Source organism: Pseudothioclava arenosa, assembly GCF_002358085.1.
GTDB lineage: Bacteria > Pseudomonadota > Alphaproteobacteria > Rhodobacterales > Rhodobacteraceae > Pseudothioclava > Pseudothioclava arenosa.
Genome location: NZ_NTJD01000005.1, coordinates 53,679 through 75,344, shown reverse-complemented (window position 1 = coordinate 75,344; position 21,666 = coordinate 53,679). Strand labels below are relative to the sequence as shown.

General features: G+C 66.2%; 19 protein-coding genes. 6 read left to right on the top strand and 13 right to left on the bottom strand.

Going from position 1 to position 21,666, the window contains the following annotated elements; genetic code table 11:
• Positions 1–6: 6 nt before the first annotated feature.
• The 8 genes from CLN94_RS08045 to CLN94_RS08010 all read right to left on the bottom strand — a co-directional run bounded on the left by CLN94_RS08045 (position 7) and on the right by CLN94_RS08010 (position 6,475).
• The gene (locus tag CLN94_RS08045; protein ID WP_096433003.1) at positions 7–873 is read right to left on the bottom strand and encodes a polyprenyl synthetase family protein; all 867 of its coding nucleotides are present in this window, start codon (positions 871–873) and stop codon (positions 7–9) included.
• The gene (locus CLN94_RS08040; protein WP_096433001.1) at positions 873–1,109 is read right to left on the bottom strand and encodes an exodeoxyribonuclease VII small subunit; all 237 of its coding nucleotides are present in this window, start codon (positions 1,107–1,109) and stop codon (positions 873–875) included. Before CLN94_RS08040 ends, CLN94_RS08045 begins: the two co-directional genes overlap by 1 nt.
• A gap of 108 nt (positions 1,110–1,217) precedes the next feature.
• Positions 1,218–1,622 carry a c-type cytochrome gene (locus tag CLN94_RS08035; RefSeq protein ID WP_096432999.1) on the bottom strand — a complete coding sequence of 135 codons (405 nt, stop codon included), beginning with the start codon at positions 1,620–1,622 and terminating at the stop codon, positions 1,218–1,220.
• 345 nt (positions 1,623–1,967) lie between these two features.
• Entirely contained in the window at positions 1,968–2,600 is a 633-nt protein-coding gene (locus CLN94_RS08030) for a queuosine precursor transporter (RefSeq protein WP_096432997.1), read from the bottom strand.
• A gap of 88 nt (positions 2,601–2,688) precedes the next feature.
• Positions 2,689–3,612 (bottom strand): esterase-like activity of phytase family protein, encoded by a 924-nt coding sequence (locus tag CLN94_RS08025; protein ID WP_096432995.1) that lies wholly within the window; start codon positions 3,610–3,612, stop codon positions 2,689–2,691.
• Complete coding sequence (gene mepA, locus CLN94_RS08020) at positions 3,585–4,475, bottom strand: penicillin-insensitive murein endopeptidase (RefSeq protein ID WP_096432993.1); 891 nt, start codon at positions 4,473–4,475, stop codon at positions 3,585–3,587. Before mepA ends, CLN94_RS08025 begins: the two co-directional genes overlap by 28 nt.
• A 17-nt stretch (positions 4,476–4,492) precedes the next feature.
• Entirely contained in the window at positions 4,493–5,857 is a 1,365-nt protein-coding gene (locus CLN94_RS08015) for an MFS transporter (RefSeq protein ID WP_096432991.1), read from the bottom strand.
• Between the two features lie 87 nt (positions 5,858–5,944).
• Positions 5,945–6,475: an acyl-CoA thioesterase gene (locus CLN94_RS08010; RefSeq protein WP_096432989.1), complete on the bottom strand. Its 531-nt coding sequence runs from the start codon at positions 6,473–6,475 to the stop codon at positions 5,945–5,947.
• A 136-nt stretch (positions 6,476–6,611) separates the two neighbouring features.
• On the opposite strand from CLN94_RS08010, the gene CLN94_RS08005 reads away from it, so the two are divergent.
• Together CLN94_RS08005 and recQ are read left to right on the top strand one after the other, a co-directional pair.
• Positions 6,612–6,914 carry a YggT family protein gene (locus tag CLN94_RS08005; protein ID WP_096432987.1) on the top strand — a complete coding sequence of 101 codons (303 nt, stop codon included), beginning with the start codon at positions 6,612–6,614 and terminating at the stop codon, positions 6,912–6,914.
• Between the two features lie 3 nt (positions 6,915–6,917).
• Entirely contained in the window at positions 6,918–8,993 is a 2,076-nt protein-coding gene (gene recQ / locus CLN94_RS08000) for a DNA helicase RecQ (protein WP_245845156.1), read from the top strand.
• Here recQ and CLN94_RS07995 read toward each other — a convergent pair whose 3' ends face one another.
• The 4 genes from CLN94_RS07995 to CLN94_RS07980 form a co-directional block, all read right to left on the bottom strand.
• Positions 8,994–11,225, bottom strand: a complete 2,232-nt coding sequence (locus CLN94_RS07995; protein ID WP_342744538.1) for a response regulator — start codon at positions 11,223–11,225, stop codon at positions 8,994–8,996. It lies immediately after the preceding gene.
• Between the two features lie 101 nt (positions 11,226–11,326).
• Entirely contained in the window at positions 11,327–12,502 is a 1,176-nt protein-coding gene (locus CLN94_RS07990; RefSeq protein WP_096432985.1) for an acetyl-CoA C-acyltransferase family protein, read from the bottom strand.
• Positions 12,503–12,668: 166 nt separating this feature from the next.
• The gene (gene serA, locus CLN94_RS07985; protein WP_096432983.1) at positions 12,669–14,261 is read right to left on the bottom strand and encodes a phosphoglycerate dehydrogenase; all 1,593 of its coding nucleotides are present in this window, start codon (positions 14,259–14,261) and stop codon (positions 12,669–12,671) included.
• A 68-nt stretch (positions 14,262–14,329) separates the two neighbouring features.
• Positions 14,330–15,475 (bottom strand): phosphoserine transaminase, encoded by a 1,146-nt coding sequence (locus tag CLN94_RS07980; RefSeq protein WP_096432981.1) that lies wholly within the window; start codon positions 15,473–15,475, stop codon positions 14,330–14,332.
• 149 nt (positions 15,476–15,624) lie between these two features.
• Between CLN94_RS07980 and serB the strand changes: the two genes are divergently transcribed.
• Positions 15,625–16,497 (top strand): phosphoserine phosphatase SerB, encoded by an 873-nt coding sequence (serB, locus tag CLN94_RS07975; protein ID WP_096432979.1) that lies wholly within the window; start codon positions 15,625–15,627, stop codon positions 16,495–16,497.
• On the opposite strand, the gene nagA is transcribed toward serB, so the two are convergent.
• On the bottom strand, positions 16,473–17,624 hold the full coding sequence (gene nagA, locus CLN94_RS07970; RefSeq protein WP_096432977.1) for an N-acetylglucosamine-6-phosphate deacetylase: 1,152 nt from the start codon (positions 17,622–17,624) through the stop codon (positions 16,473–16,475). The genes serB and nagA overlap by 25 nt on opposite strands.
• A 146-nt stretch (positions 17,625–17,770) precedes the next feature.
• Here nagA and CLN94_RS07965 point away from each other — a divergent pair, with 146 nt between their 5' ends.
• From CLN94_RS07965 to CLN94_RS07955, 3 genes are read left to right on the top strand one after another with little or no spacing between them, the layout of a single operon-like run.
• A complete protein-coding gene (locus CLN94_RS07965; RefSeq protein WP_096432975.1) occupies positions 17,771–19,876 on the top strand; it encodes an FAD-dependent oxidoreductase in 2,106 nt (701 codons plus the stop codon).
• Positions 19,873–20,487: a CDP-alcohol phosphatidyltransferase family protein gene (locus tag CLN94_RS07960; RefSeq protein ID WP_096432973.1), complete on the top strand. Its 615-nt coding sequence runs from the start codon at positions 19,873–19,875 to the stop codon at positions 20,485–20,487. The genes CLN94_RS07965 and CLN94_RS07960 overlap by 4 nt, the downstream gene beginning before the upstream one ends.
• Complete coding sequence (locus tag CLN94_RS07955) at positions 20,484–21,662, top strand: ABC transporter substrate-binding protein (protein WP_096432971.1); 1,179 nt, start codon at positions 20,484–20,486, stop codon at positions 21,660–21,662. The genes CLN94_RS07960 and CLN94_RS07955 overlap by 4 nt, the downstream gene beginning before the upstream one ends.
• Positions 21,663–21,666: the final 4 nt, after the last annotated feature.

Sequence of the window (21,666 nt, the reverse complement as noted above, 5' to 3'; positions counted from 1 at the left end):
TTCAGGTCAATTCCTGCGGGCAATAACGAAGCGCGCCGCATCCCGCAAGTTTTGCGCGGCCGCACCATAGGGGGCAAGGGCGGATTCGGCCGCTTCGACCAGTTCGGCGGCGCGCGATTTCGCCGCATCGAGCCCCAGAAGCGAAACAAAGGTCGCCTTGCCGGCGTCCGCATCCTTGCCGACACGCTTGCCGGTGGCGGCCTCGTCGCCCTCGACATCGAGGATGTCATCCGCGATCTGGAAGGCCAGCCCGAGCGCATCGGCATAGGTCGCCAGCGGCGCGCGATCGGTACCTGCGAGGATCGCGCCCGCCTCGGCGGAAAAGCGAATGAGCGCGCCGGTTTTGCCCGCCTGAAGCCGGGTGATCTCGGGCAGGGTCAGGGGGGTGGGGGCGCTTTCGGCGGCGATGTCGAGCGCCTGTCCCAGCACCATGCCTTCGGCGCCCGAGGCGCGCGCCAGCGCCGCGACCAGTTCGATGCGCCGCTCGGCGGGCCCGAGCGAGGGCGTGCAGCACAGATCGAACGCCAGCGTCTGCAGCGCGTCACCGACCAGCACCGCCATCGCCTCATCCCATTTCACGTGAACGGTGGGCAGCCCGCGGCGCAGGTCGTCGTCATCCATGCAGGGCATGTCGTCATGCACCAGCGAATAGGCGTGCAGCGCCTCGACGGCGGCGGCGGCGGGCAGGGCCTGCGCCTCGGAGATGCCGAAAAGTGCCGCGCTTTCCAGCACGAGGAAAGCACGCAGGCGTTTTCCGCCCTGCGCGGCATAGGCCATCGCATCGCGCAGGCCACCCTCAGGCAGCCGTGCGATCGCAGCGTCCAGCTCGGCCTGAACGGCGGTCTGAACCTCTTGCAGGCGCGCTTCGAACATCAGAGCCCTTCAGCCGGCGTGGTGCCCGTGGGCTGGCCCGACTGATCGAGCGTGATCTTCTCGACCCGCTCCTCGGCGGCCTTCAGAAGTTTGGCGCAATGCGCTTTCAGCGCCGCGCCGCGTTCATACAGCGCGATCGACTGATCGAGCGCCACATCGCCGCGTTCGAGCTGGCCGACGACCCCTTCGAGTTCCTTCATCGCCTGCTCGAAACTCATCGCGTCAATATCGCTCATCCGCCCTGATCCCTGAAAAAACCGATTGCCCTTCCAAACCACATCCGGCCCGCCCTGTCGAGATCGCGGGCGGGGTTCGGGGCGGGTGGGCCGCGTTTCAGGGCGGGGCTATTGCTGCAGTGCCTCGAGATAGGTCGCGAGTGAGAGCACCCGGCCGCGGGTTTCCAGTGCCTCGTTATAGGATCTCTCCACCCCGTCGTCGGTCTCGGCCATGAACAGGTCGCCGAAGACCGGCATCGGACCGCCATGGGCGCGAACGCCCGTGCGCCCGTCGATGGTGTGGATGACCCGCAGCATCGGGAACGCGCCATCATTGTGCGCGCTCAGCGTGGTCAGGTCGGCGGGCGCGACCGTGAGATACTCGGCCATCGGCCCGCCCCCCTTGGCGTCCGTGCCGTGGCAACTCGCACAATACTGGGTAAAGAGCTTCTCGCCGACCATCGGGCCTTCCGCCCATGTCGGACTTGCCGCCACGCAAAGCGCCGCAGCGATCATCCAAGGTGCAACACGCATTTTCTCCTCCCAGATTAAACGTGAAGAGAAAAGCCTGCGCCCTTGCCGCTGGGTCAGCCGTGATCTGCGTCAACGACAGATCGGGCGATCCGTGCTATGGCGGCCCAGCAAAAAGGGCCGTCTCTGAGAGACGGCCCTTCGAGATCTACGGAGATGGTCCGGTTAGGGTCTTGGCGACCAGCCGGCCCAGTCAAGGTTCTTTGCCCTAGGGTCTGCCCTCAGGCCACGGCCCCCCTGACTGTCCCGATACCTCTCTCCAATATCACTCTCGACACTGGACCACCTCCTTTCATTGCGCTGCCGTTATCCACAGGCTGACACAGATTTTGTGTTTGTCAAAAACTTTCACGCAACCTGTGGCGAAAGTTTCGTGACAATTGCCTTAAAAGGAAGCAGCGCGATCAAGGAAAGGGCGATTTTCACAACCCAGTCTGCTACCGCTAACGAAACCCAGAGCGGCGCCATTGCGCCGAAGCCCAGGAGCGGTACGGCCTCGTTCGCCCAAGACACGTCATTGCCCGGTTCGAGGAAGGCCAGTTGCCCGGCGAAGGCGATCGAGAAGAAGATCGCCGTGTCGAGCGACGAGCCGACGATGGTCGAGACCAGCGGCGCTTTCCACCACTGGCCACCGCGCATCCGGTCAAAGACGGCGACGTCCATCAGCTGCGCGATCAGGAAGGCGGTGCCCGAACCCACGGCGATGCGCAGGGTCACGGCCGGGTATTCGAAGCCGTCGCCCTGCAGCATGATCTGCGAGCCGATCAGCGAACAGGCGACACCGACGACGAAGCCGGCAAAGATCACGCGGCGCGCGGAGGCCGGGCCATAGACCCGGTTCATCACGTCGGTGACGAGGAAGGCGAAAGGATAGGTAAAGGCGCCCCAGGTGAGCCAGTCGCCCACGAGGAACTGAACAAGGATGTTCGAGGCCACGACGATGGTGGCCATGGCAAGAATGCCAGGAAGGGTGCGTTTCATTTTTCTGAACCGTTTTTACATGGTCGCGGTGACATGGCCCGCACGACGCACGGGCAGGCGGGCGAATACGCGCGCGGGGGGCGGCGAGTCAATGAAAATCGCGCGGCGCCAGACGGTATTCGACGATCTCGGTGCGTTGCAGCAGGCGGAAATTGTCATCCGAGATCATCGTCAGCCGGATCGCGCCCTGCGCGTCGCGCCAGACGGCGAGTCCTTCAAGGTTGTCATGCCGGCCCGCGCGGGTTTGCAGTAGCACCTCGCCGCCCGTGATCCGGTCGCCCTCGATGGTGAAGACGCGGACGCGGCTGAGAAAGCCAAGCAGGCCCCAGAAATCCCGCTCCAGCAGGTAGAACCGGCCGTCCGGGCCGAAATCCGCGCCGACCGGCAGCCAGTCGCCATCGCGCGGGATCGCGAAGGGCTGGTCCCAGGCGCCGTTTCGATAGCGGAACACCGGGAAGGGGCGGGTCAGCTTGCCCGAGCGCTCGGGCAGCGCGTAAAGCGCGCCCTCGGCGTCGATCGCAAGCGCCTCAAGCCCCGAGTTCGGTTGCAGATCGCGGAATGCATCGGGGCGCGGCAAGGGCGCGGAGGGGCCATCATCGCGCGGGTAATGCGCGACGCGGTGCAGGCCTTCGAAGCTGATGAAGGCCGATCCGTCCGGGGCCAGCGCCAGCCCCTCGGAATCGCCTTCGCTGCGCCGCAGGGGCCGCCCGCTCTGGTTCTGCAAGACCGCCGGAGGGCTGGCCGAAACGCTGCGGATCGTGCCCTCGGCATCGCGCTCGATCTGGCCGCGCCAGATCGTCCCACGATCCGAGATCGTCGTGAACCCGACGCCATCCTCTGAAAGCTCCAGCCCCGAGAACCCGCCGAAGGCCGGATCGTCGCCGCGCCAGCGGATGCTTTGCAGAAACTCCGCGCGCGCAGGCTCTTCGGCGCCGCTTGAGGCCGTCAGCAACAGGCAGGCTGCCAGCGCGACAGCGGCTTGGCTCAACGTGCGGCCAGAACGTTTCTGCATTCCCGAGGCAGGTCCGACAGAGTGTAGGTTTTCGCGCCCTTCTTCGGCGGGCCCTTGGGCTTTGCTGGCGCGGTTTTCGGCGGGTTCAGATAGTCGGTCACCCACCAGGTCAGCGTTTCATCGCACCCGTCGCCGCCCTTCGAGAGGCTGCGCACGGTCGGTTTCTGGGTCTCGCAATTGCGCGCGCCCTTGGGGCATTTCAGCCGCACGTGGAAATGGGTGTTATGGCCATAGATCGGGCGCACCTTTTGCAGCCAGGCGCGGTCGGAACCGGCGGTACGGCACATCTCGATCTTGACGGCGGCGGCGACAAAGACGCGATCGACGCGCGGGTCCGAGGCGGCCGCCTTCAGCAGCGCCATGTGCTGACCCGACCAGTTGCCGTTCACCGCGCGCTGGTCGTTGGTGCGCACCGAGATCGAGCTGATCTTTTCGCGTTCGCTGCGCGAGAGCTTCAACGATTTGGGCGGCAGCATCCAGATATCGGCATCAAGCCCGATCTGGTGGCTGGCATGGCCGCCGGTCATCGGGCCGCCGCGCGGCTGCGAGATATCGCCGACGTAAAGCCCCTTCCAGCCGGGCAAGCTCGCGGCATAGCGCGAAAGGTCCTGCAGGAAGGTGATCATTTCGGGGTGGCCCCAGTTGCGGTTGCGCGACAGTCGCATCGCCTGCCAGGTCGGCCCGGTTTCGGGCATCGCCACCAGCCCCGCCGCGCAGCCCTTGGAATAGAAGCCGATCGGCTCCGGGTCTTGTCGCGAGGGGGTGGCTTTCGCACCGAAGAGATTGCGCGCGAGCTGCTCGGCCTCGGCCGCGCCGCCAAGGGTTGCGATCAGGCAAAGGGCGGCAAGGAGGGTTCGAAACATAGGCTGTCCTGCTCGGATCACGGATCGTGGGCTTCGCCTTCGGGCTTGACGAATGCTAGCAGCACGAGGCCCAGGAGGAAAAGGCCGATCAGGGGCGATACGCCGAAACGCGCCGATCCGGTCGCGGTGGTGACCACGTAGATCAGCGCGGGCGCCATGAACGAGGTCGCCCGCCCCGACAGCCCGTAAAGCCCGAAGCTCTCGGTGGGCGCGGCGGGGTCGCAATGGCGCACCATCAGCGTGCGCGAGGCCGCCTGCAGCGTGCCGCCCATGCCGCCGATCAGGATGCCGCAGATAAAGAACAGGATGTCGGGCAGGCGCGATCCCTCGGCCAGCGGCATGCCGAAAAGGCTTTCGCGGGTCATGCCGACGATCAGCACCACCACCCCGATCAGCACCCAGATCGCGCCGGTAATCACCGGCTTCGGCCCCAGTCGTGCATCGAGCTTGCCGCCCAGCCAGCTGAAGAAGGCCGCGGCCACGCCCGAGACGATGCCGAAGATGCCGATCGTCACGATCGACCAGTCGAGCACCAGATTGGCATAGACCCCGCCAAAACCATACAGCCCGTTCAGCGCGTCGCGGTAGAACATCGAGGACAGGAGATAAGAGGTCAGGCTGCGCTTGTGGCGAAGCCCGCGCAGCGAGCGCCCAAGGATGCCAAGCGCCGCGCGAAACGAGGTGCGCCGCGTGGCCTTGGGCTCATGCACCCACATCACGTAGGGGATCATGAACACCAGATACCAGAGCGCGGTGAACGGCCCGACCGCCCGGGTGCCAGCGAAGCTTCCGCTTTCAAACAGGCCCAGCCCGGGCGTGAGTCCGATCAGCGTGCGCCCGTCGGGTTGCTCGGCCAGAAACAGCAGCACGATGGCCAGCGCGACAAGCCCTCCGACATATCCAAAGGCAAAGCCCGATCCCGAGACCTTGCCGATCTCGTCGCGCGAAATCAGGCTGGGCAGCTGCGCATTGATGAAGATCAGGGCGAATTCGGCGCCGATGAAGCCGAGCCCGAAGGCCAGCAGCATCGCGAAGGCATTGCCGCCCGCCGGATCGGTGAACCAGAGCGCCGCCGCGCCCAGCACGTAGAGCACCGAGAACCCCAAAATCCACGGCCGACGCCGCCCCGAGGAATCCGCCAGTGCCCCCATCAGTGGCGCGCCGAAGCCGATCAGCAGCCCCGAGATCGTCAGCATCATCGACCAGAGCGATTGCGCCTGCGCATCGGCGGCGCTTTCGTCGAGGCCGCTCGAAACCAGCCAGGCCGAGGCGACCGAGGCAAAGAACGGGCCGTAGATGAAGGTTAACAGGACGGTGTGATACGGCTGGCTGGCCCAGTCGAAAAAGAACCAGCCCCAGATGCGTTTCTTCGCGCTGACCATTCCGGCCCCCTGTCTGCTCCGCGTCCTGTACCGCGCCGCGCGATCAAGCCCGAATTCGGCAGGTGACGCAAGGTGAATGGGCCGGCTCTAACCTTCGGGCGGCCATGTCCGGGTTGCATCGGCGTCGATCCAGCTCCAGACCCAGTCGGGCAGGGGCGGGCTCTGCGGGCTTTCGCCCATCGCTTCAAGCGCCTGCGCGGGCGGCACCATGCCCTTGCGCGAGGTGATCGCGCCGCGGATCAGCACGGCGGACGAACACTCGCCGTCGCGCCACATGCTTTGCTCCATGTAGAGGAACCGATCGTCCCAGCCGATGCAGCGGGTGCGCATCTCGAAGCACTTGAACGCGGTGATGCGGCGGCGATAGCGCACCGTGGCGCCGGCGACGACGATGCCCCATTTCTGGCGTTGCAGCATCGCCCAGAGCCCGGTGCGGATCGAGATCCCGACGCGGCCAAGGTCGTACAACGTCAGCGTGCGGCCGTTGTTCAGCTCCATCCAGGGGTCGATATCCCAGGGCCAGCAGATGTGCTGGCTGACATGGGTGTCGAGAATGCCAAGACGCGGGGCGCGCCGCGCCGAAAGGGCGGCCTTGAAGAAACGGGCATAGGGATACATCGCGGGCCTCCTGATCCATCGGTGCCGCGCTGCGGCAAGGCCGTCAACGTGGACGTTACGGCACATGCGCGTGATCTGGCGGTTGCACGCGCGCGCCCGAGGCCTTACCTGTGTGTCAAGTCCAACGGAGGCAGGCATGGTCACGCTTTATCAGGCACTCGATATGATCCTCGGGGTCGTCTATTTCGTCATGATCGCGCATATCGTGATGAGCTGGCTGATTAACTTTCAGGTGCTCAACCTGCGCCAGCCGCTGGTCGCGCAGATCTGGTACGGGCTCAATAGCGTGCTCGAGCCGATCTATTCGCGCATCCGGCGCTTCCTGCCCAATACCGGCATGCTGGACCTCGCGCCGCTGGTGGCCTTCATCCTGATCATCATCCTGCGTCAGGCGCTGCGCAACAACGCCGGCTTCTTCTACAGCGCCGCCGGGTTCTGATCGGTGGCGGCCGACGGGGTGGCTTCGGCGGGGCAGACCCCCGAGGGCCTTCTGGCCAGCGTCTTCGGCTTTCAGGCCTTCCGCCCCGGGCAGGAGGAAATCGTGCGCGCGGTGATCGCGGGGCGCGACACGCTGGCGATCATGCCGACGGGCGGCGGAAAGTCCCTGTGTTTCCAACTGCCCGCGCTGTGCCTGCCCGGCCTGACCGTGGTGATCTCGCCGCTGATCGCGCTGATGCGCGATCAGGTCCGGGCACTGCGCGAAGCGGGGGTCGAGGCGGGCGCCCTGACTTCGGGTAATACCGAAGAGGAAACCGAAGAGGTGTTTGCCGCGCTTGATGCAGGGCGGCTGAAACTCCTCTACATGGCGCCCGAGCGACTGGCCTCGGGTGCAGCATTGGCCTTGCTGCGGCGCAGCAAGGTTGCGCTGATCGCGGTCGACGAGGCCCATTGCGTCAGCCAGTGGGGCCATGATTTCCGCCCCGATTACCTGCGCATCGGGGAACTCAAGCGCGCGCTGGGCGTGCCGCTGGCCGCCTTCACCGCGACCGCCGACGAAGAGACCCGCGCCGAGATTGTCGCGCGGCTCTTCGAGGGCCGCCAGCCCGCCGAGTTTCTGCGCGGCTTTGACCGCCCGAACATCCATCTCGCCTTCGCGCCCAAGGATCAGCCGCGGCGGCAGATCCTCGATTTCGCTGCGCAGCGAAAAGGCCAGTCGGGCATCGTCTATTGCGCCTCGCGCGCCAAGACCGAGGCGCTGGCGGCGGCGCTGCGCGAGGCCGGTCACGCCGCCTGCCACTACCACGGCGGCATGGAGGCCGAGGATCGTCGTCTGGTCGAGGCCCGGTTTCAGCGCGAGGACGGGCTGATCGTGGTGGCGACGGTGGCCTTCGGGATGGGCATCGACAAGCCCGACATCCGCTGGGTCGCCCATGCCGATCTGCCCAAGTCGATCGAGGCCTATTATCAGGAAATCGGTCGTGCCGGTCGCGATGGCGCCCCGGCCGAGACCTTCGCACTCTTCGGACCTGATGACATTCGCCTGCGCCGCGTTCAGATCGACGAGGGCCTTGCACCGCCCGAGCGCAAGGCGGCCGACCACGGGCGGCTGAATGCACTTTTGGGTCTGGCCGAGGCGATTGGCTGTCGGCGTCAGCAGCTCCTGGCCTATTTCGGCGAAACCTTGGCCGAGCCCTGCGGCAATTGTGATCTCTGCGATCGCCCGCCCGAGACGTTCGACGCGACCGAGGCCGTGCGCAAGGCGCTTTCGGCCGCGTTGCGCACCGAGGAAAGCTATGGCGCCGGCCATCTGATCGAGATCCTGCTTGGGCAGGACACCGACAAGATCCGCGCGCGCGGGCACGACCGGCTGCCAACCTTCGGCGTCGGGTGCGACATGACGCGCGCGCAATGGCAGGCGTTGTTCCGGCAGATGATGGGGCATGACCTGCTGCGGCCCGATGCTGCGCGGCATGGGGCGTTGGTGATGACGCGGCGCGCACATCCGATTCTGCGCGGCGAAGAACGGATTACGCTGCGCAGCGATCTGGTGAAGCGCGCGAAATCGGGGCCGGTGGTCAAGGCGTTGGTGTCGGACGAGGACGCGCCGCTTTTGTCGGCGCTGAAGGCCAAGCGCCGCGCGCTGGCCGAGACGGCGGGCCTGCCGGCCTATATGATTTTCAACGATCGCACCCTGATCGAGATGGCAGAAACGCGGCCCGCGAGCCTTGATGCGATGGCGCGCGTGAACGGGGTCGGCGCGAAGAAGCTGGAAAGCTACGGACGCGCGTTCCTTGAGGTGATTGCGGGTGAAGTACCCGAGCAGCATCCGCAGCGGCGGCGCCTGGCTGGCAGCGCGGCAGGCGAGATTTTCGATCAGCTCGCCGAGGCGCAGCAACGGCTTGCGCGTGGCGAAGACGGGCTTGCGCGGCAACTGAGCCTGAGCGCCTCGGAATTGCGCCGGATCGCCGAGGCGCGCCCGCGCACGACCGCCGAGTTGTCGCGGATCGGCGGCATGACGGCACCCAAGATCGAGCGCTTTGGCGATGCCTTTCTGGAAATCATCGCACAGTTTCGGTGATTACTCCGGCGCTTGATTGCTTCCGCCCGGATCGCGCGCATCATCCGGGACATGCGCCAGAATGCGGGTTTCGATCAGCGTCTTTTTCAGCGGCTTGGTCAGGTAGAAATCCACCCCGGCGGCAAGGATCTCATCGGCGTCGCCGTCCATCGCATGGGCGGTCAGCGCACAGATCGGCACATGCCCTCCCTGCGCTGCCTCGCGGTCGCGGATTTCACGGGTCGCCGTGCGCCCGTCCATTTCGGGCATCGAGATATCCATCAGGATCAGATCGGGCGCGAAGCTCTGCCACAGATCGACCGCCTCGCGCCCGTTATTGGCAAAGCGCAGGTCGATATCGAGATGTTTGAGCATCTTGCGCAGAACCAATTGGTTCGTCCGATTGTCTTCCGCGGCCAGGACACGCATCAGGCGCGAGGCGATCTTGGGCGCTGACGCCGGAGGGGGCGTTGGCGTGTTCTCGGCAACAGGTTCGGAGAGCCGCAGCAGCACCCGATAGAGATCGGAGCGCAGAACGGGCTTTTCGAGGCATCTGATCTGATCGGAAAACGCGGCGGCCTCCGAGATAGCCTGCGGGTCGGAGGTCAGCATCAGGATCGGGGTCGTCAGGCCCAGATGTTGCAGGTTCTGCGCCAGTTCGAGTCCGTTCATTTCGGGCATCCGGTAGTCCGTCAGCACGACATCGAATTGCGTGCCGTCCTCGATGGCCTGCAACGCCTCGGCGCCGGATCGGCAAAGTGTGACGTCGAGCCCGTAGGTCTGCAGCTGGCGTTCGAGGATGACGCGGTTCACCAGAAGGTCGTCGACCACAAGCGCGGCGCGTAGCGTGATCGGGGCCTGCATTTCCATACGCGGTTCTGGCGGTTCCGCGCGTTCGACGGTGATGCGGAAGCCGAAACAGGAGCCGCGCCCCAACTCGCTATCGACCCAGACGTCGCCGTCCATCAGCTCGACGAGGCGGCGCGTGATCGCGAGGCCCAACCCGGTGCCTTCGAATTTCCGGTTGGTCTCGGCCTCAACCTGATTGAACTCGCCAAACACATGTTCGAGGTTCTCGGGCGCGATGCCGATCCCGGTATCCTCGACCGAGACGTGCAGCTCATAGCGCGCGTCCTGCTTTTCGAACCCGACGACGCGGGCGAGCACATGGCCGGTTTCGGTGAATTTCACCGCATTCCCGATCAGGTTGGTCAGCACTTGCCGCATCCGCCCCGGATCGGCGAGGAAGCGTGTCGGTAGGAACATGTCGTAATCGACCAGAAGGCGGACGTCTTTCTTGCTGGCCATCGGTTGCAGCAGGATCATGATCTCGTGCAGGCAGCGTTCGAGGTCGAATTCCTCGGGGTAGAGGCGCAGCCTCTCGGCCTCGATCTTCGAATAGTCGAGTACATCGTTGATGATCGCCAAAAGCGCCTCGCTCGACGAGCGAATGGTCTCGGCGTAAAGGCGTTGCTCTTCGCTCAGCTCAGTATCGCAGATCAGCTCGGCCATGCCGATGACGCCGTTCATTGGCGTGCGGATCTCGTGACTCATATTGGCAAGAAAAGCGGATTTGGCGCGGTTCGCGGCCTCGGCCTTGTCGCGCGCCTCGCGCAGCGCCTCTTCGCGTTCGATGATCGGCGTGATGTCTTGCACGAGGCAAACCAGGTCGCCATCCGAGCCCCAGCGATCGGTCAGCCGCAGGTGCCGACCCTTGTAGGTCGTGACCACGAGCGGCTCGATCCGCTTGCTATGGATGCGCGCAATCATCTCGTGATGCCAATCCTGCGGGTCGCGCCCGTCCAGATCGACCAGCCCCGAGCTGCCCACGACCTTAAGCACCGCGTCATAGCTCACTCCGGCCGCGATCGCGACCTCACCGCGGAAAAAAGACAGATAGGCCTGGTTCGCGCAGACCAGCTTGAGGTCCGGGTCGAACACCGCGAAGCCGTCCTGCACGGTTTCGATCGCATCCCAGAGCCTGCGCCGTGCCAAGAGCGCCATCGAATTCGCGCGCTCCAGATCAACGAGTACGCGCGAGTTTTCGCCTTTCAGCGAGGCGGCTTCCGATAAAGCGCGTTCAAGCCCGCTGCGCTGCTCGACAAGCTGATCGGAAAGCGCGCGCGCATGCTGCGCGAGCTTCTGGTTCGCGGCGAACAACTCGTGCTTCTTCTGCTCCAGCAGCCGCTCCGCCGCGAGCCTTGCCCGACGCTCCTGTGCGAGCTTGTCGGCTATCGTGGAATGCATGCTCATGTGACCCGCCAAAAGAACCTACGGGTCGAAAATAGAAGAGGGCGCGTGAATTAACCCTTAATCCACGCGCCCCCAAGGCTTCGAATTATGTAAAATTGGGATTACATGCGTTCGATCGCGACCGCGATGCCCTGACCGCCGCCGATGCACATGGTCAGCAGGGCGCGTTTGCCGCCGGTGCGTTCCAGTTCATAGAGCGCCTTGACCGCGAGGATCGCGCCGGTCGCGCCGATCGGGTGGCCAAGCGCGATCGCGCCGCCGTTCGGGTTGACCTTGGCGGGGTCAAGGCCCAGCTCTTTCGACACGGCCAGAGCCTGCGCCGCGAAGGCTTCGTTCGACTCGATGACGTCGAAGTCATTGATGTCGAGCCCGGTGCGCTCGCAGAGCTTGCGCACGGCGGGGATCGGACCGAGGCCCATCACCTCGGGGCGCACGCCCGCGACGGCATAGCCGAGGATGCGCGCGCGCGGCTTGAGACCCGCGGCGGCGGCGGCGTCTTCGCGCGCCAGAACCAGTGCGGCGGCGCCGTCATTGATGCCCGAGGCGTTGCCGGCGGTGACGGTGCCGTCCTTCTTGAACACGGTGCGCAGGCCCGAGAGCGCCTCGATCGTGGTGGCTTTGGGGTGCTCGTCGGTGTCGAAGACAGTCACGCCCTTGCGGGTCTTGATCTCGACCGGGACGATTTCGTCCTTGAAGTTGCCGGCTTCGATCGCGGCCTGGGCGCGGCGCTGGCTTTCCAGAGCGAAGGCGTCCTGTTCTTCGCGCGAGATCGACATCTCGCAGGCGACGTTCTCGGCGGTCACGCCCATGTGGCCGGTGCCGAAGGGGCAGGTCAGGGCGCCGACCATCATGTCGATCATGCGCGCATCACCCATCTTCTGACCGAAGCGGGCGACCTGCGAGATGTAGGGGGCGCGGCTCATGCAGTCGGCACCGCCGGCGAGCGCGAAATCGGCTTCGCCTTCGCGCAGCGCCTGGGCGGCCGAAACCATCGCTTGCAGGCCCGAGCCGCAGAGGCGGTTCACGTTCATCGCGGGGGTGCCAACCGGCACGCCGGCTTCGACCGAGGCCACGCGCGAGAGATACATGTCGCGCGGCTCGGTGTTGATGATATGGCCGAAGACCACATGGCCGATCTGCTCGGCGCTGATGCCCGAGCGGGCAATGGCCTCACGCGAGGCGAAGGTGGCCAGCTCGATCGGGGCAAAGCCCGAGAGGCTGCCGCCAAAGGTGCCGATCGCGGTGCGCGCGCCCGAGAGAATGACGATTCCGGTCATGGTAGGTCTCCGTGTTTAAAAGTTGGCGCAACGTAACGCCGCGCCTGCACAGCACGCTAGTGGGCGTGCGCTGACGTGACGGAACGTAATTTGAAATCGAGGATGCGAAAAGAAAAAAACCCCGGCCGAGGTGGCCGGGGCTCTGTTTCTTGCGCTGGTGGGCGGCTCAGAGATTGAACTCGAGCGCCTTGACCTGCTTGAAGAGGCCGGTCGCAGTCAGCTCTTTGATGATGTCCGCGTCCACGGCAGCATCGAGATAGGCGATCGCGATCGCTTCACCGCCGGCTTTCGAGCGGCCCAGCGTGAAGTTGGCGACGTTGGCGCCGTGCTGGCCGAGCAGGGTGCCCAGCGTGCCGATGATGCCCGGGACGTCGGCGTTGGTGGTGTAGAGCATGTGCTCGCCCACTTCGGCGTCGATGTTGATGCCCTTGATCTGGATGAAGCGCGGCTTGCCATCCGAGAAGCAGGTGCCGGCGATCGAGCGCTCTTTCGATTCCGAGACCACGGTCACCTTGATGTAGCCGTCGAACACGCCCGACTTGTCTTGCGAGGTGGTCGAGATCTGGATGCCACGCTCTTTCGCGACGACCGGGGCCGAGACCATGTTCATGTCGGGCTGCGAGGCCTTCATGATGCCCGCGACCACGGCGGCGTCCAGCGCCTTGAGGTTCATCCCGGCGACGAGCCCGTCATAGGTGATGTTGATCGCCTTGATCGCGTCGTCGGTCATCTGGCCGATGAACGAGCCGAGGTGCTCGGCGAGCTTGACCCAGGGGCCCATGACCTTGGCTTCTTCGGCGGTCATCGAGGGCATGTTCAGCGCGTTTTCCACGGCGCCGTCGAGCAGGTAGTTCGCCATCTGCTCGGCCACTTGCAGCGCCACGTTTTCCTGCGCTTCGGTGGTCGAGGCGCCGAGGTGCGGCGTGCAGACCACGTTCGGCAGGTTGAACAGCGGGTTTTCGACAGCCGGTTCAACCGAAAACACGTCGAAAGCGGCGCCGGCCACGTGGCCCGACTGCAGCATTTCGGCCAGCGCGGCCTCGTCGACCAGACCGCCACGGGCGCAGTTGATGATGCGCACGCCCTTCTTGGTCTTGGCGAGGTTTTCACGCGACAGGATGTTGCGGGTCTGGTCGGTCAGCGGCACATGCAGCGTGATGAAATCGGCGCGCTTGAGCAGCTCTTCGAGGTCGACCTTTTCGACGCCCATCTTCTCGGCCTTTTCTTCCGAGAGGAAGGGATCGTAGGCGATGACCTTCATCTTGAGGCCCTTGGCGCGGTCGCAGACGATGCCGCCGATGTTGCCCGCACCGATCACGCCCAGCGTTTTCGCGGTCAGCTCGACGCCCATGAATTTCGACTTTTCCCATTTGCCGGCATGGGTCGAGGCCGAGGCTTCCGGGATCTGGCGCGCCACGGCGAACATCATCGCGATCGCGTGTTCGGCGGTGGTGATCATGTTGCCAAACGGCGTGTTCATCACGATCACGCCTTTCTTCGAGGCGGCTTCCTTGTCGACGTTGTCGGTGCCGATGCCGGCGCGGCCGACGACCTTGAGGTTGGTCGCGTGCTCGAGCAGGGCGGCGGTGACCTTGGTGGCCGAGCGGATCGCGAGACCGTCGTAATCACCGATCGCGGCGGCGAGCGCTTCTTTGTCTTTGCCGAGTTCCGGGCGGAAATCGACTTCGATGCCGCGGTCCTTGAAGATCTGGATGGCGGCGTTCGACAGCTTGTCGGAAATGAGAACCTTGGGGGCCATGGTGGGCTCCTTTTTCGATGTCTGGATGTCAGGAGGGGCGGGCCGGCGTGGCCCGCCTGTCTGTCAAATCAGGCTTGCGCCGCGATTTCGGCCTCGAAGGCGAATTCGAGCCAGGGCATCAGCGCCGCAACGTCGGCGGTTTCCACCGTCGAGCCACACCAGATGCGCAGGCCCGCCGGTGCGTCGCGATAGGCGCCCACGTCGAGGGCCACGCCCTCTTTTTCCAGGCGCTTGGCGACGGCCTTGGCAAAAGCCGCGCCGTCCTTGATGCGATCATCGGTGAACTTCAGGCAGACCGAGGTGGTCGAGGCCGTCGCCGGGTCATTGGCGAGGTTCGCGATCCACGGTTTCTCGGCGCAGAAATCCCAGACCACTTTCGCGTTGGCTTCGGCGCGACCGACGAGGCCCTTGAGGCCGCCGATCGACTTCGCCCAGTTCATCGCGACGAGGTAGTCTTCGACGCAGAGCATCGAGGGGGTGTTGATGGTTTCGCCGACAAAGATGCCTTCGATCAGCTTGCCGCCCTTGGTCATGCGGAAGATCTTCGGCAGCGGCCAGGCGGGGCTGTAGCTTTCGAGGCGCTCGACAGCGCGGGGCGACAGGATCAGCACGCCATGGCCACCCTCACCGCCCAGCACTTTCTGCCAGGAGAAGGTGGTGACATCGAGCTTGTCCCAGGGCAGCTCCATCGCGAAGGCGGCCGAGGTCGCGTCGCAGATGGTCAGGCCTTCGCGGTCCGCCGGGATCGCATCGCCATTGGCGACGCGCACGCCCGAGGTGGTGCCGTTCCAGGTAAAGACCACGTCGCTGTTGAAATCGACGGTGCCGAAATCGACGATGTCGCCGTAGTCGGCGGTTTTCACGGTGGCGTCGAGTTTCAGCTGTTTCACCACATCGGTGACCCAGCCCGAACCGAACGATTCCCAAGCGCACATGGTCACCGGGCGGGCGCCCAGGAGCGACCACAGCGCCATTTCCACGGCGCCGGTGTCCGAGGCGGGAACGATGCCGATGCGGTAATCCGCGGGCACGCCCAGAATTTCACGGGTGGTTTCGATCGCTTCTTTCAGCTTGGCCTTGCCGACCGCAGCACGGTGCGAACGACCGAGCGGAGCATCAGCAAGCATGTCGAGGGAGAAGCCGGGGATCTTCGTGCAGGGGCCCGAAGAAAAGCGCGGATTGGCCGGACGCGCGGCCGGAGCATTCATTGCCATTGATGGTATCCTTCCAGATAAACGCCCCTCGTTGGGGAGGGGTGTCCCACCGACGCACATACTCGGGTTGCCCCCACTGGCACAAGAGGGAAAATTCGTCTAATCCGCCGCTTCAGGACACGATTGCGACATCCCCGAAAGGAGCGCCCATGTATATCGCCACCTTGCTTGTTTCGCCTCTCAAGGCCGATCTGGACGCCACAACGGTAGAATCGCTGCGCAATGCCTGGGGTGGGGGTGAGGCAAAATGGCTCAACCCCAATGTCGCCGCCGAGTTCGCGATTCCGGCGGTGCCCGCGAATCGCTGGGAGGCCTGGGAGGGCCTGCAGGGGCTGGGCGTGGACCTTGTCGTGCAGCCCGCCGAGGGGCGGCGCAAGAAGATGCTGCTGGCCGACATGGATTCGACGATGATCCAGCAGGAATGCATCGACGAGTTGGCCGATGTGGCGGGCGTCGGCGAGCGGGTCAAGGAAATCACCGCCCGCGCGATGAATGGCGAGCTGGATTTCGAGGGCGCGCTGACCGAGCGTGTGGGCCTGTTGCGCGGCCTGCCCGAGGGCGTGATCCAGACCGTCATCGAAGAGCGCATCACCTTCATGCCGGGCGGCCATGACCTGCTGGCGACGATGAAGGCGAACGGCGCCTATTGCGCGCTGGTCTCGGGCGGGTTCACGGCCTTCACCGGCTTTGTCGCCGAGACGCTGGGGTTTGATGAGAACCGCGCCAATATCCTGCTGATCGAAGAGGGCAAGCTGACCGGCGTGCCCTCGCGCCCGATCCTTGGCCGCGAAGCCAAGGTGCAGGCGCTCGAGGAAATCACCGCGCGGCTGGGGCTCACGCATGACGAGGTGATGGCGGTGGGTGACGGCGCCAACGATCTGGGGATGCTGAACCTTGCGGGCGCGGGGGTTGCGCTGCACGCCAAACCTTCGGTTGCCGCGCAATGCGATATCCGCATCAACCACGGCGACCTCTCGGCGCTGCTGTATATTCAGGGTTACGCGGTCGCGGACTTCGCCTGAACCGGCACGCCGCCGCGCCAGATGCTGCGCAGCATCCAGTCGTCCGACAGGTGAACCAGATCGGCGGGTGCGCCGGGCGCCAACCGCCCGGCCTCGGCTCCGATGAGATCGGCGGGGATGCGCGTGGCCATCGCCAGCGCGCGCTCGGGTGAAATGCCGACCTGCTCGATCATCAGCTTGATTGCCTGAGGCAGGGCCAGATCCGCGCCCGCCAGCGTCCCGTTTTCCAGCCGCAGCGCGTTTTCGCTGCGCAGAATCCGTCGCCCGCCCAGTGTGAACTCGGTCATCGCGGTGCCCGCGCAGGCCATCGCGTCAGTGACCAGAAACATCTCGCCCGCGGGCTTCGCGGCCAGCGCGATGCGCAGCGTCTCGGGGTGGACATGGATGCCGTCCGCGATTAGCCCGGCGGCCAGCGGCAGGGCCAGCGCCGCGCCCACCAGCCCCGGCGCGCGCGACTGCATCTGGCTCATCGCGTTGAACAGATGGGTGACCATAGCCGCTCCCGCCCGCTGCGCGACATGGGCCTCTTCGAAACTGCATTCGGCATGGCCGAGGCTCACCACGATGCCCGCGCGCACCAGCGTCGCGATCTGCTCGGGCGTGGCCGAGGCCGGCGCCAGCGTGATCATCAGCGCGGGCAGCCCGGCGCGCGCCTCGCAGTAAAGCTCGATGTCGTCCTGATCGAGCGGCCGGATCAGCGCCGGATCATGGGCGCCGTGTCGCCGCGGGTCCAGATGCGGCCCCTCCAGATGCAGACCCAGTAACCCCGGCACCCGCCCGACCGAAGCCACGCCCGCCGCCAACACCGCGCGGGTGGCCTGCGGCGTGTCGGTGATCAGCGTCGGCAAGAGCCCCGTCGTGCCCAGCCGCGCATGGGCCGCGCAGATCGTCGCGATCTGCTCGGGGTTGGCCGCGCCATCGAGCATCACGCCGCCGCCGCCATTCACCTGTAGGTCGATCAACCCGGGCGCCAGCACGCCACCGGGCAGGGCCAGAACCGGCGCGTCAGGCAGCGTCGTACGCGGGCCAATCGCCCCGATGCGCCCCGCCTCGATCAGCAGTGATAGCCCCACGTGCAGGCTCTGCCCGTCGAAAATCCGCGCCCCGGTAAGGATCTGCCTGTCCATCTGCTCTCCATTGGCGGCCCACGCCGCCCGCGCCAGATTGCCAAAGCCCGCAGGCGGGCGAAACCCCCGATCACGATCGCGCGCGGCGATGGACAGTCCGCGCTGCCCCGGCCTATCCTGCAGAAAATGGGAGGCCCGTCCGCGAGTTGCGCAAACCGCTTTTGTTTCTTGTCCTGATCGTGGTGGCTCTGGCGGCTCTGGCCGTGGTGGCAGAGCCCGATCTGGCACGGCTGCAAGACTGGCGCGCGGCGCTGGAGGATTTGCGGGCGGCGCGGCCTGTCGCGCTCGCCGGTGGGTTCTTTGCGGCCTATGTCGGGGTGACGGCGCTGTCCCTGCCGCTCGCGGTGCCGATGACGCTCTTGGGTGGGGCGGTGTTTGGTTTCTGGCAGGCGCTGGTGCTGATTTCCTTTGCCTCGACGATCGGGGCGACGCTGGCCTTTCTGGCCGCGCGTTATCTGGCGCGCGATTGGGTGCGGGCGAAGCTCGGCGGGCGGCTTGCCGCGATTGAACGCGGCGTGGCGCGCGACGGCGGGTTCTTCCTGTTTTCGCTGCGACTCATTCCGGTGGTGCCGTTTTTCGCGATCAATCTTGCCTTCGGGCTGACTGGCATGCGGGTCGCGCGGTTCTACGGCATTTCGCAAATCGGGATGTTGCCGGGCACCGCTGCTTATGTCGCGGCGGGGGCGCAGCTGGGCCAGATCCAGAGTCTCTCGGGGATCCTCTCGCCCGGGCTGATCGCGGCTTTCGTGGCGATCGGGCTTTTGCCCTGGGTCGCGCGGGCGGCGCTGGCGGTGCTGCGGAGACGGCGCGCGCTGCGCGGCTACACGCGCCCGGCGCGGTTCGACCGCAACCTGATCGTGATCGGCGCGGGGGCGGCGGGGCTGGTCGCGGCCTATGTCGGCGCGGCCGCCAAGGCTCGCGTCACGCTGATCGAGGCCGAGCGGATGGGCGGCGATTGCCTGAACTCGGGCTGCGTGCCGTCAAAGGCGCTGATCGCCTCGGCGCGGGCCGCCAGCGAGGCGCGCGCGGCGGCGGATCTGGGCATTCACGCCGCGCCGCGCGTCGATTTCCCGGCGGTGATGGCGCGGGTGCAAGAGGTGATCGCGCAGGTCGCGCCGCATGACTCGGTCGAGCGATACGAGGGCCTTGGCGTCGAGGTGCTGCGTGGCCACGCCCGGCTGGTCGATCCCTGGACGGTCGAGGTGGCGGGCCGCCGCCTGAGCGCGCGCGGCATCATTCTGGCGACGGGCGCCGCGCCCGTTCTGCCCGACCTGCCGGGGCTTGCGACGGTCGCGCCGCTGACCTCGGAAACGCTGTGGGATTACCTCGCGGGGCTGCCCGCGCCGCCCGCGCGCCTGGCCATTCTGGGCGGTGGTCCGATCGGCTGCGAGATCGCGCAGGCGCTGGCGCAGCTGGGCGCGGGCGTGACGCTGATCGAGGCCGGGCCGCGGCTCTTGCCGCGCGAAGAACCCGAGGCCTCCGCTGCGGTTGATGCTGCGCTGCGGCGTAACGGGGTCGAGGTCTTGCTCGGGCAGGCGGCGACGCGCTGCGGTACCGATGACGGGCGCTGGATCGAGCTTTCGGACGGGCGCCGGATCGGGTTTGACGCGCTGCTTGTCGCGGTGGGGCGGCGCGCGCGGCTGACGGGGTTCGGGCTGGAGGAGCTGGGCTTGCCCGTCGACCGTGTGATCGAGACCAACGCCTGGCTGCAGACGCTGATGCCGCATATCTATGCTGCGGGCGATGCTGCGGGTCCGCTACAACTGACCAATGCGGCGGGGCATCAGGGCTGGGTGGCCGCAGCCAATGCGCTGGCGCGACCGTTCTGGCGGTTTCGGGCCGATGCCGCGCCGATCCCGGCGGCGGTTTTCACCTCGCCCGAGCTGGCCCGCGTCGGGCTGACCGAGGCCGAGGTGAGCGGCCCGCATGAGGTGGTAACCTATCCGCTCGCAGACCTCGATCGTGCGATTGCCGAGGGCCGCCGGGCGGGCTTCGTCAAGATCGTGACGCCGAAAGGCTCGGACCGCATTCTGGGGGTGACGGTGCTCGGCCCCCATGCCGCCGAGATCATCGCCGAATTCGCGCTGGCGATGCGGCACCGGATGGGCTTGGGCAAGATCCTGGCCACGCCGCATGTTTACCCGTCCTGGGCGGAGGCGGCGAAAAATGCCTCGGGGCGGTGGAAGCAAGGCCACGTCAGCCCGCGCCTGTTGCGTCTGGCGCAACGGTTCATGGATTGGAGGCGCGGATGATCGACGCGCTTTTGCTGCCGGTGCAGCAACGGCTGATGGCGCCGATTGCGGCCTGGACCGACGCGCGGGGGCTGCGCGCCGATCAGGTGACGCTGGCGGGATTCGCGCTGGGGGCGTTGTCGCTGCCCGCTCTTGCTGCGCAGCAATTCGGGCTGGCTCTGGTCTGCATCTTGCTGAACCGGCTGGCCGACGGGCTGGATGGCGCGCTGGCGCGGTGGCAGGGCCCCACCGATCGCGGCGCCTTCCTCGACATCGCGCTGGACTTCGCCTTTTACGCGCTCGTGCCCTTGGGCTTCGCGCTGGCTGACCCTTCGGCGAATGCGCTGGCGGCGGCGGTGCTGATCGCGGCTTTCGTCGGCACCGGTTCAAGCTTTCTGGCCTTTGCGGTGATCGCGGCGAAGCGCGGCATTGCCGCGCCGTCCTACCCGACCAAAGGCATCTATTACCTCGGCGGGCTGACCGAAGGCGCCGAGACCATCGCCTTTTTCGCACTGATCTGCCTGATGCCGCAGGCCTTTGCGCCGCTCGCCTATCTTTTCGCCGCGGCCTGCGCGGTCACCACCTTGTCGCGCTGGCTGATCGGCTGGCGCCTGCTTTCGGAGGATGCATGAGGCTTCTGCTTGCTGCCCTGATCTGCGCCGCCAGCCCTGCGCTCGCGGATTGGAGCGAAACCCTCGCCGCAGCGCGCGGCCAGACCGTTTATTGGCACGCCTGGGGCGGCGATCCGCGCACCAATGCCTTCATCGAGAGGGTCTCGGATCGTGCCGAGGCGGCCTATGGCGTGCGCATCGAGCAGGTGAAGTTGACCGACACCGCCGAGGCCGTGGCGCGGGTGCGCGCCGAAAAATCCGCGGGCCAGTCCGAGGGCGGCGCGGTGGACCTGATCTGGATCAACGGGCCGAATTTCCTTGCGATGAAGGACGAGGGATTGCTGCACGGCCCCTTCGTCGCAGACCTGCCGAACGCGGCCTATCTTGATCTGTCCGAAGGCGCGCCTGCCACGCGCGATTTCACCGTGCCGGTCGAGGGGCTGGAGGCGCCATGGCGGCTGGCGAAATTCGTCTTTGCCTACGATGCCGGGCGCTTGCCGGTGATGCCGCGCGACATGGTCGATTTCCCCGAATGGGCGGCCGAGCATCCGGGGCGGATGACCCATCCGAACCCCGCGAATTTCATGGGGGCGACGTTCCTGAAACAGGCGTTGGTGTCGCTGGCGCCGGACCCGGCGGTGCTGGCGTTGCCGGCAACCGATGAAACCTATGCCGCGCAGGTGGCGCCCTTGTGGGCCTGGTATGACGCGCTGCGCCCGAACCTTTGGCGCGCGGGCCGGGCCTTCCCCGAAAACGAATCCGTGCAGGCGCAGCTCTTGGCGGATGGCGAGATCGACATCGCGATGTTCTTCGATCCGGGCGCGCCGGCGGCACTGGTGGCGCAAGGCGTCCTGCCGGAAACCGTGCGGGTCTCGGTGCCCGAGGCGGGGAGCCTTGGCAATATCTCCTTCGTCGCGATCCCGTTCAATGCCGCGCATCGCGAGGGCGCCGAGGTCATCGCAAACCTGCTGCTTGCGCCCGAGGTGCAGGCCGAGATGCAGAATGTCGAGGTGCTGGGTGCCTATTCGGTGCTGGACCCGGCGCGGCTCGATGCGCCCGCGCGGGCGGCTTTTGCCGCGATCCCGCAAGCGCCGAACCTGCCCGGCCTTGACGAATTGGGCCCGACCCTGCCCGAGCCGCATCCCAGCTGGATGACCCGTCTGGCCGAGGATTGGGCGCGGCGGATGACGCCCTGAGCCC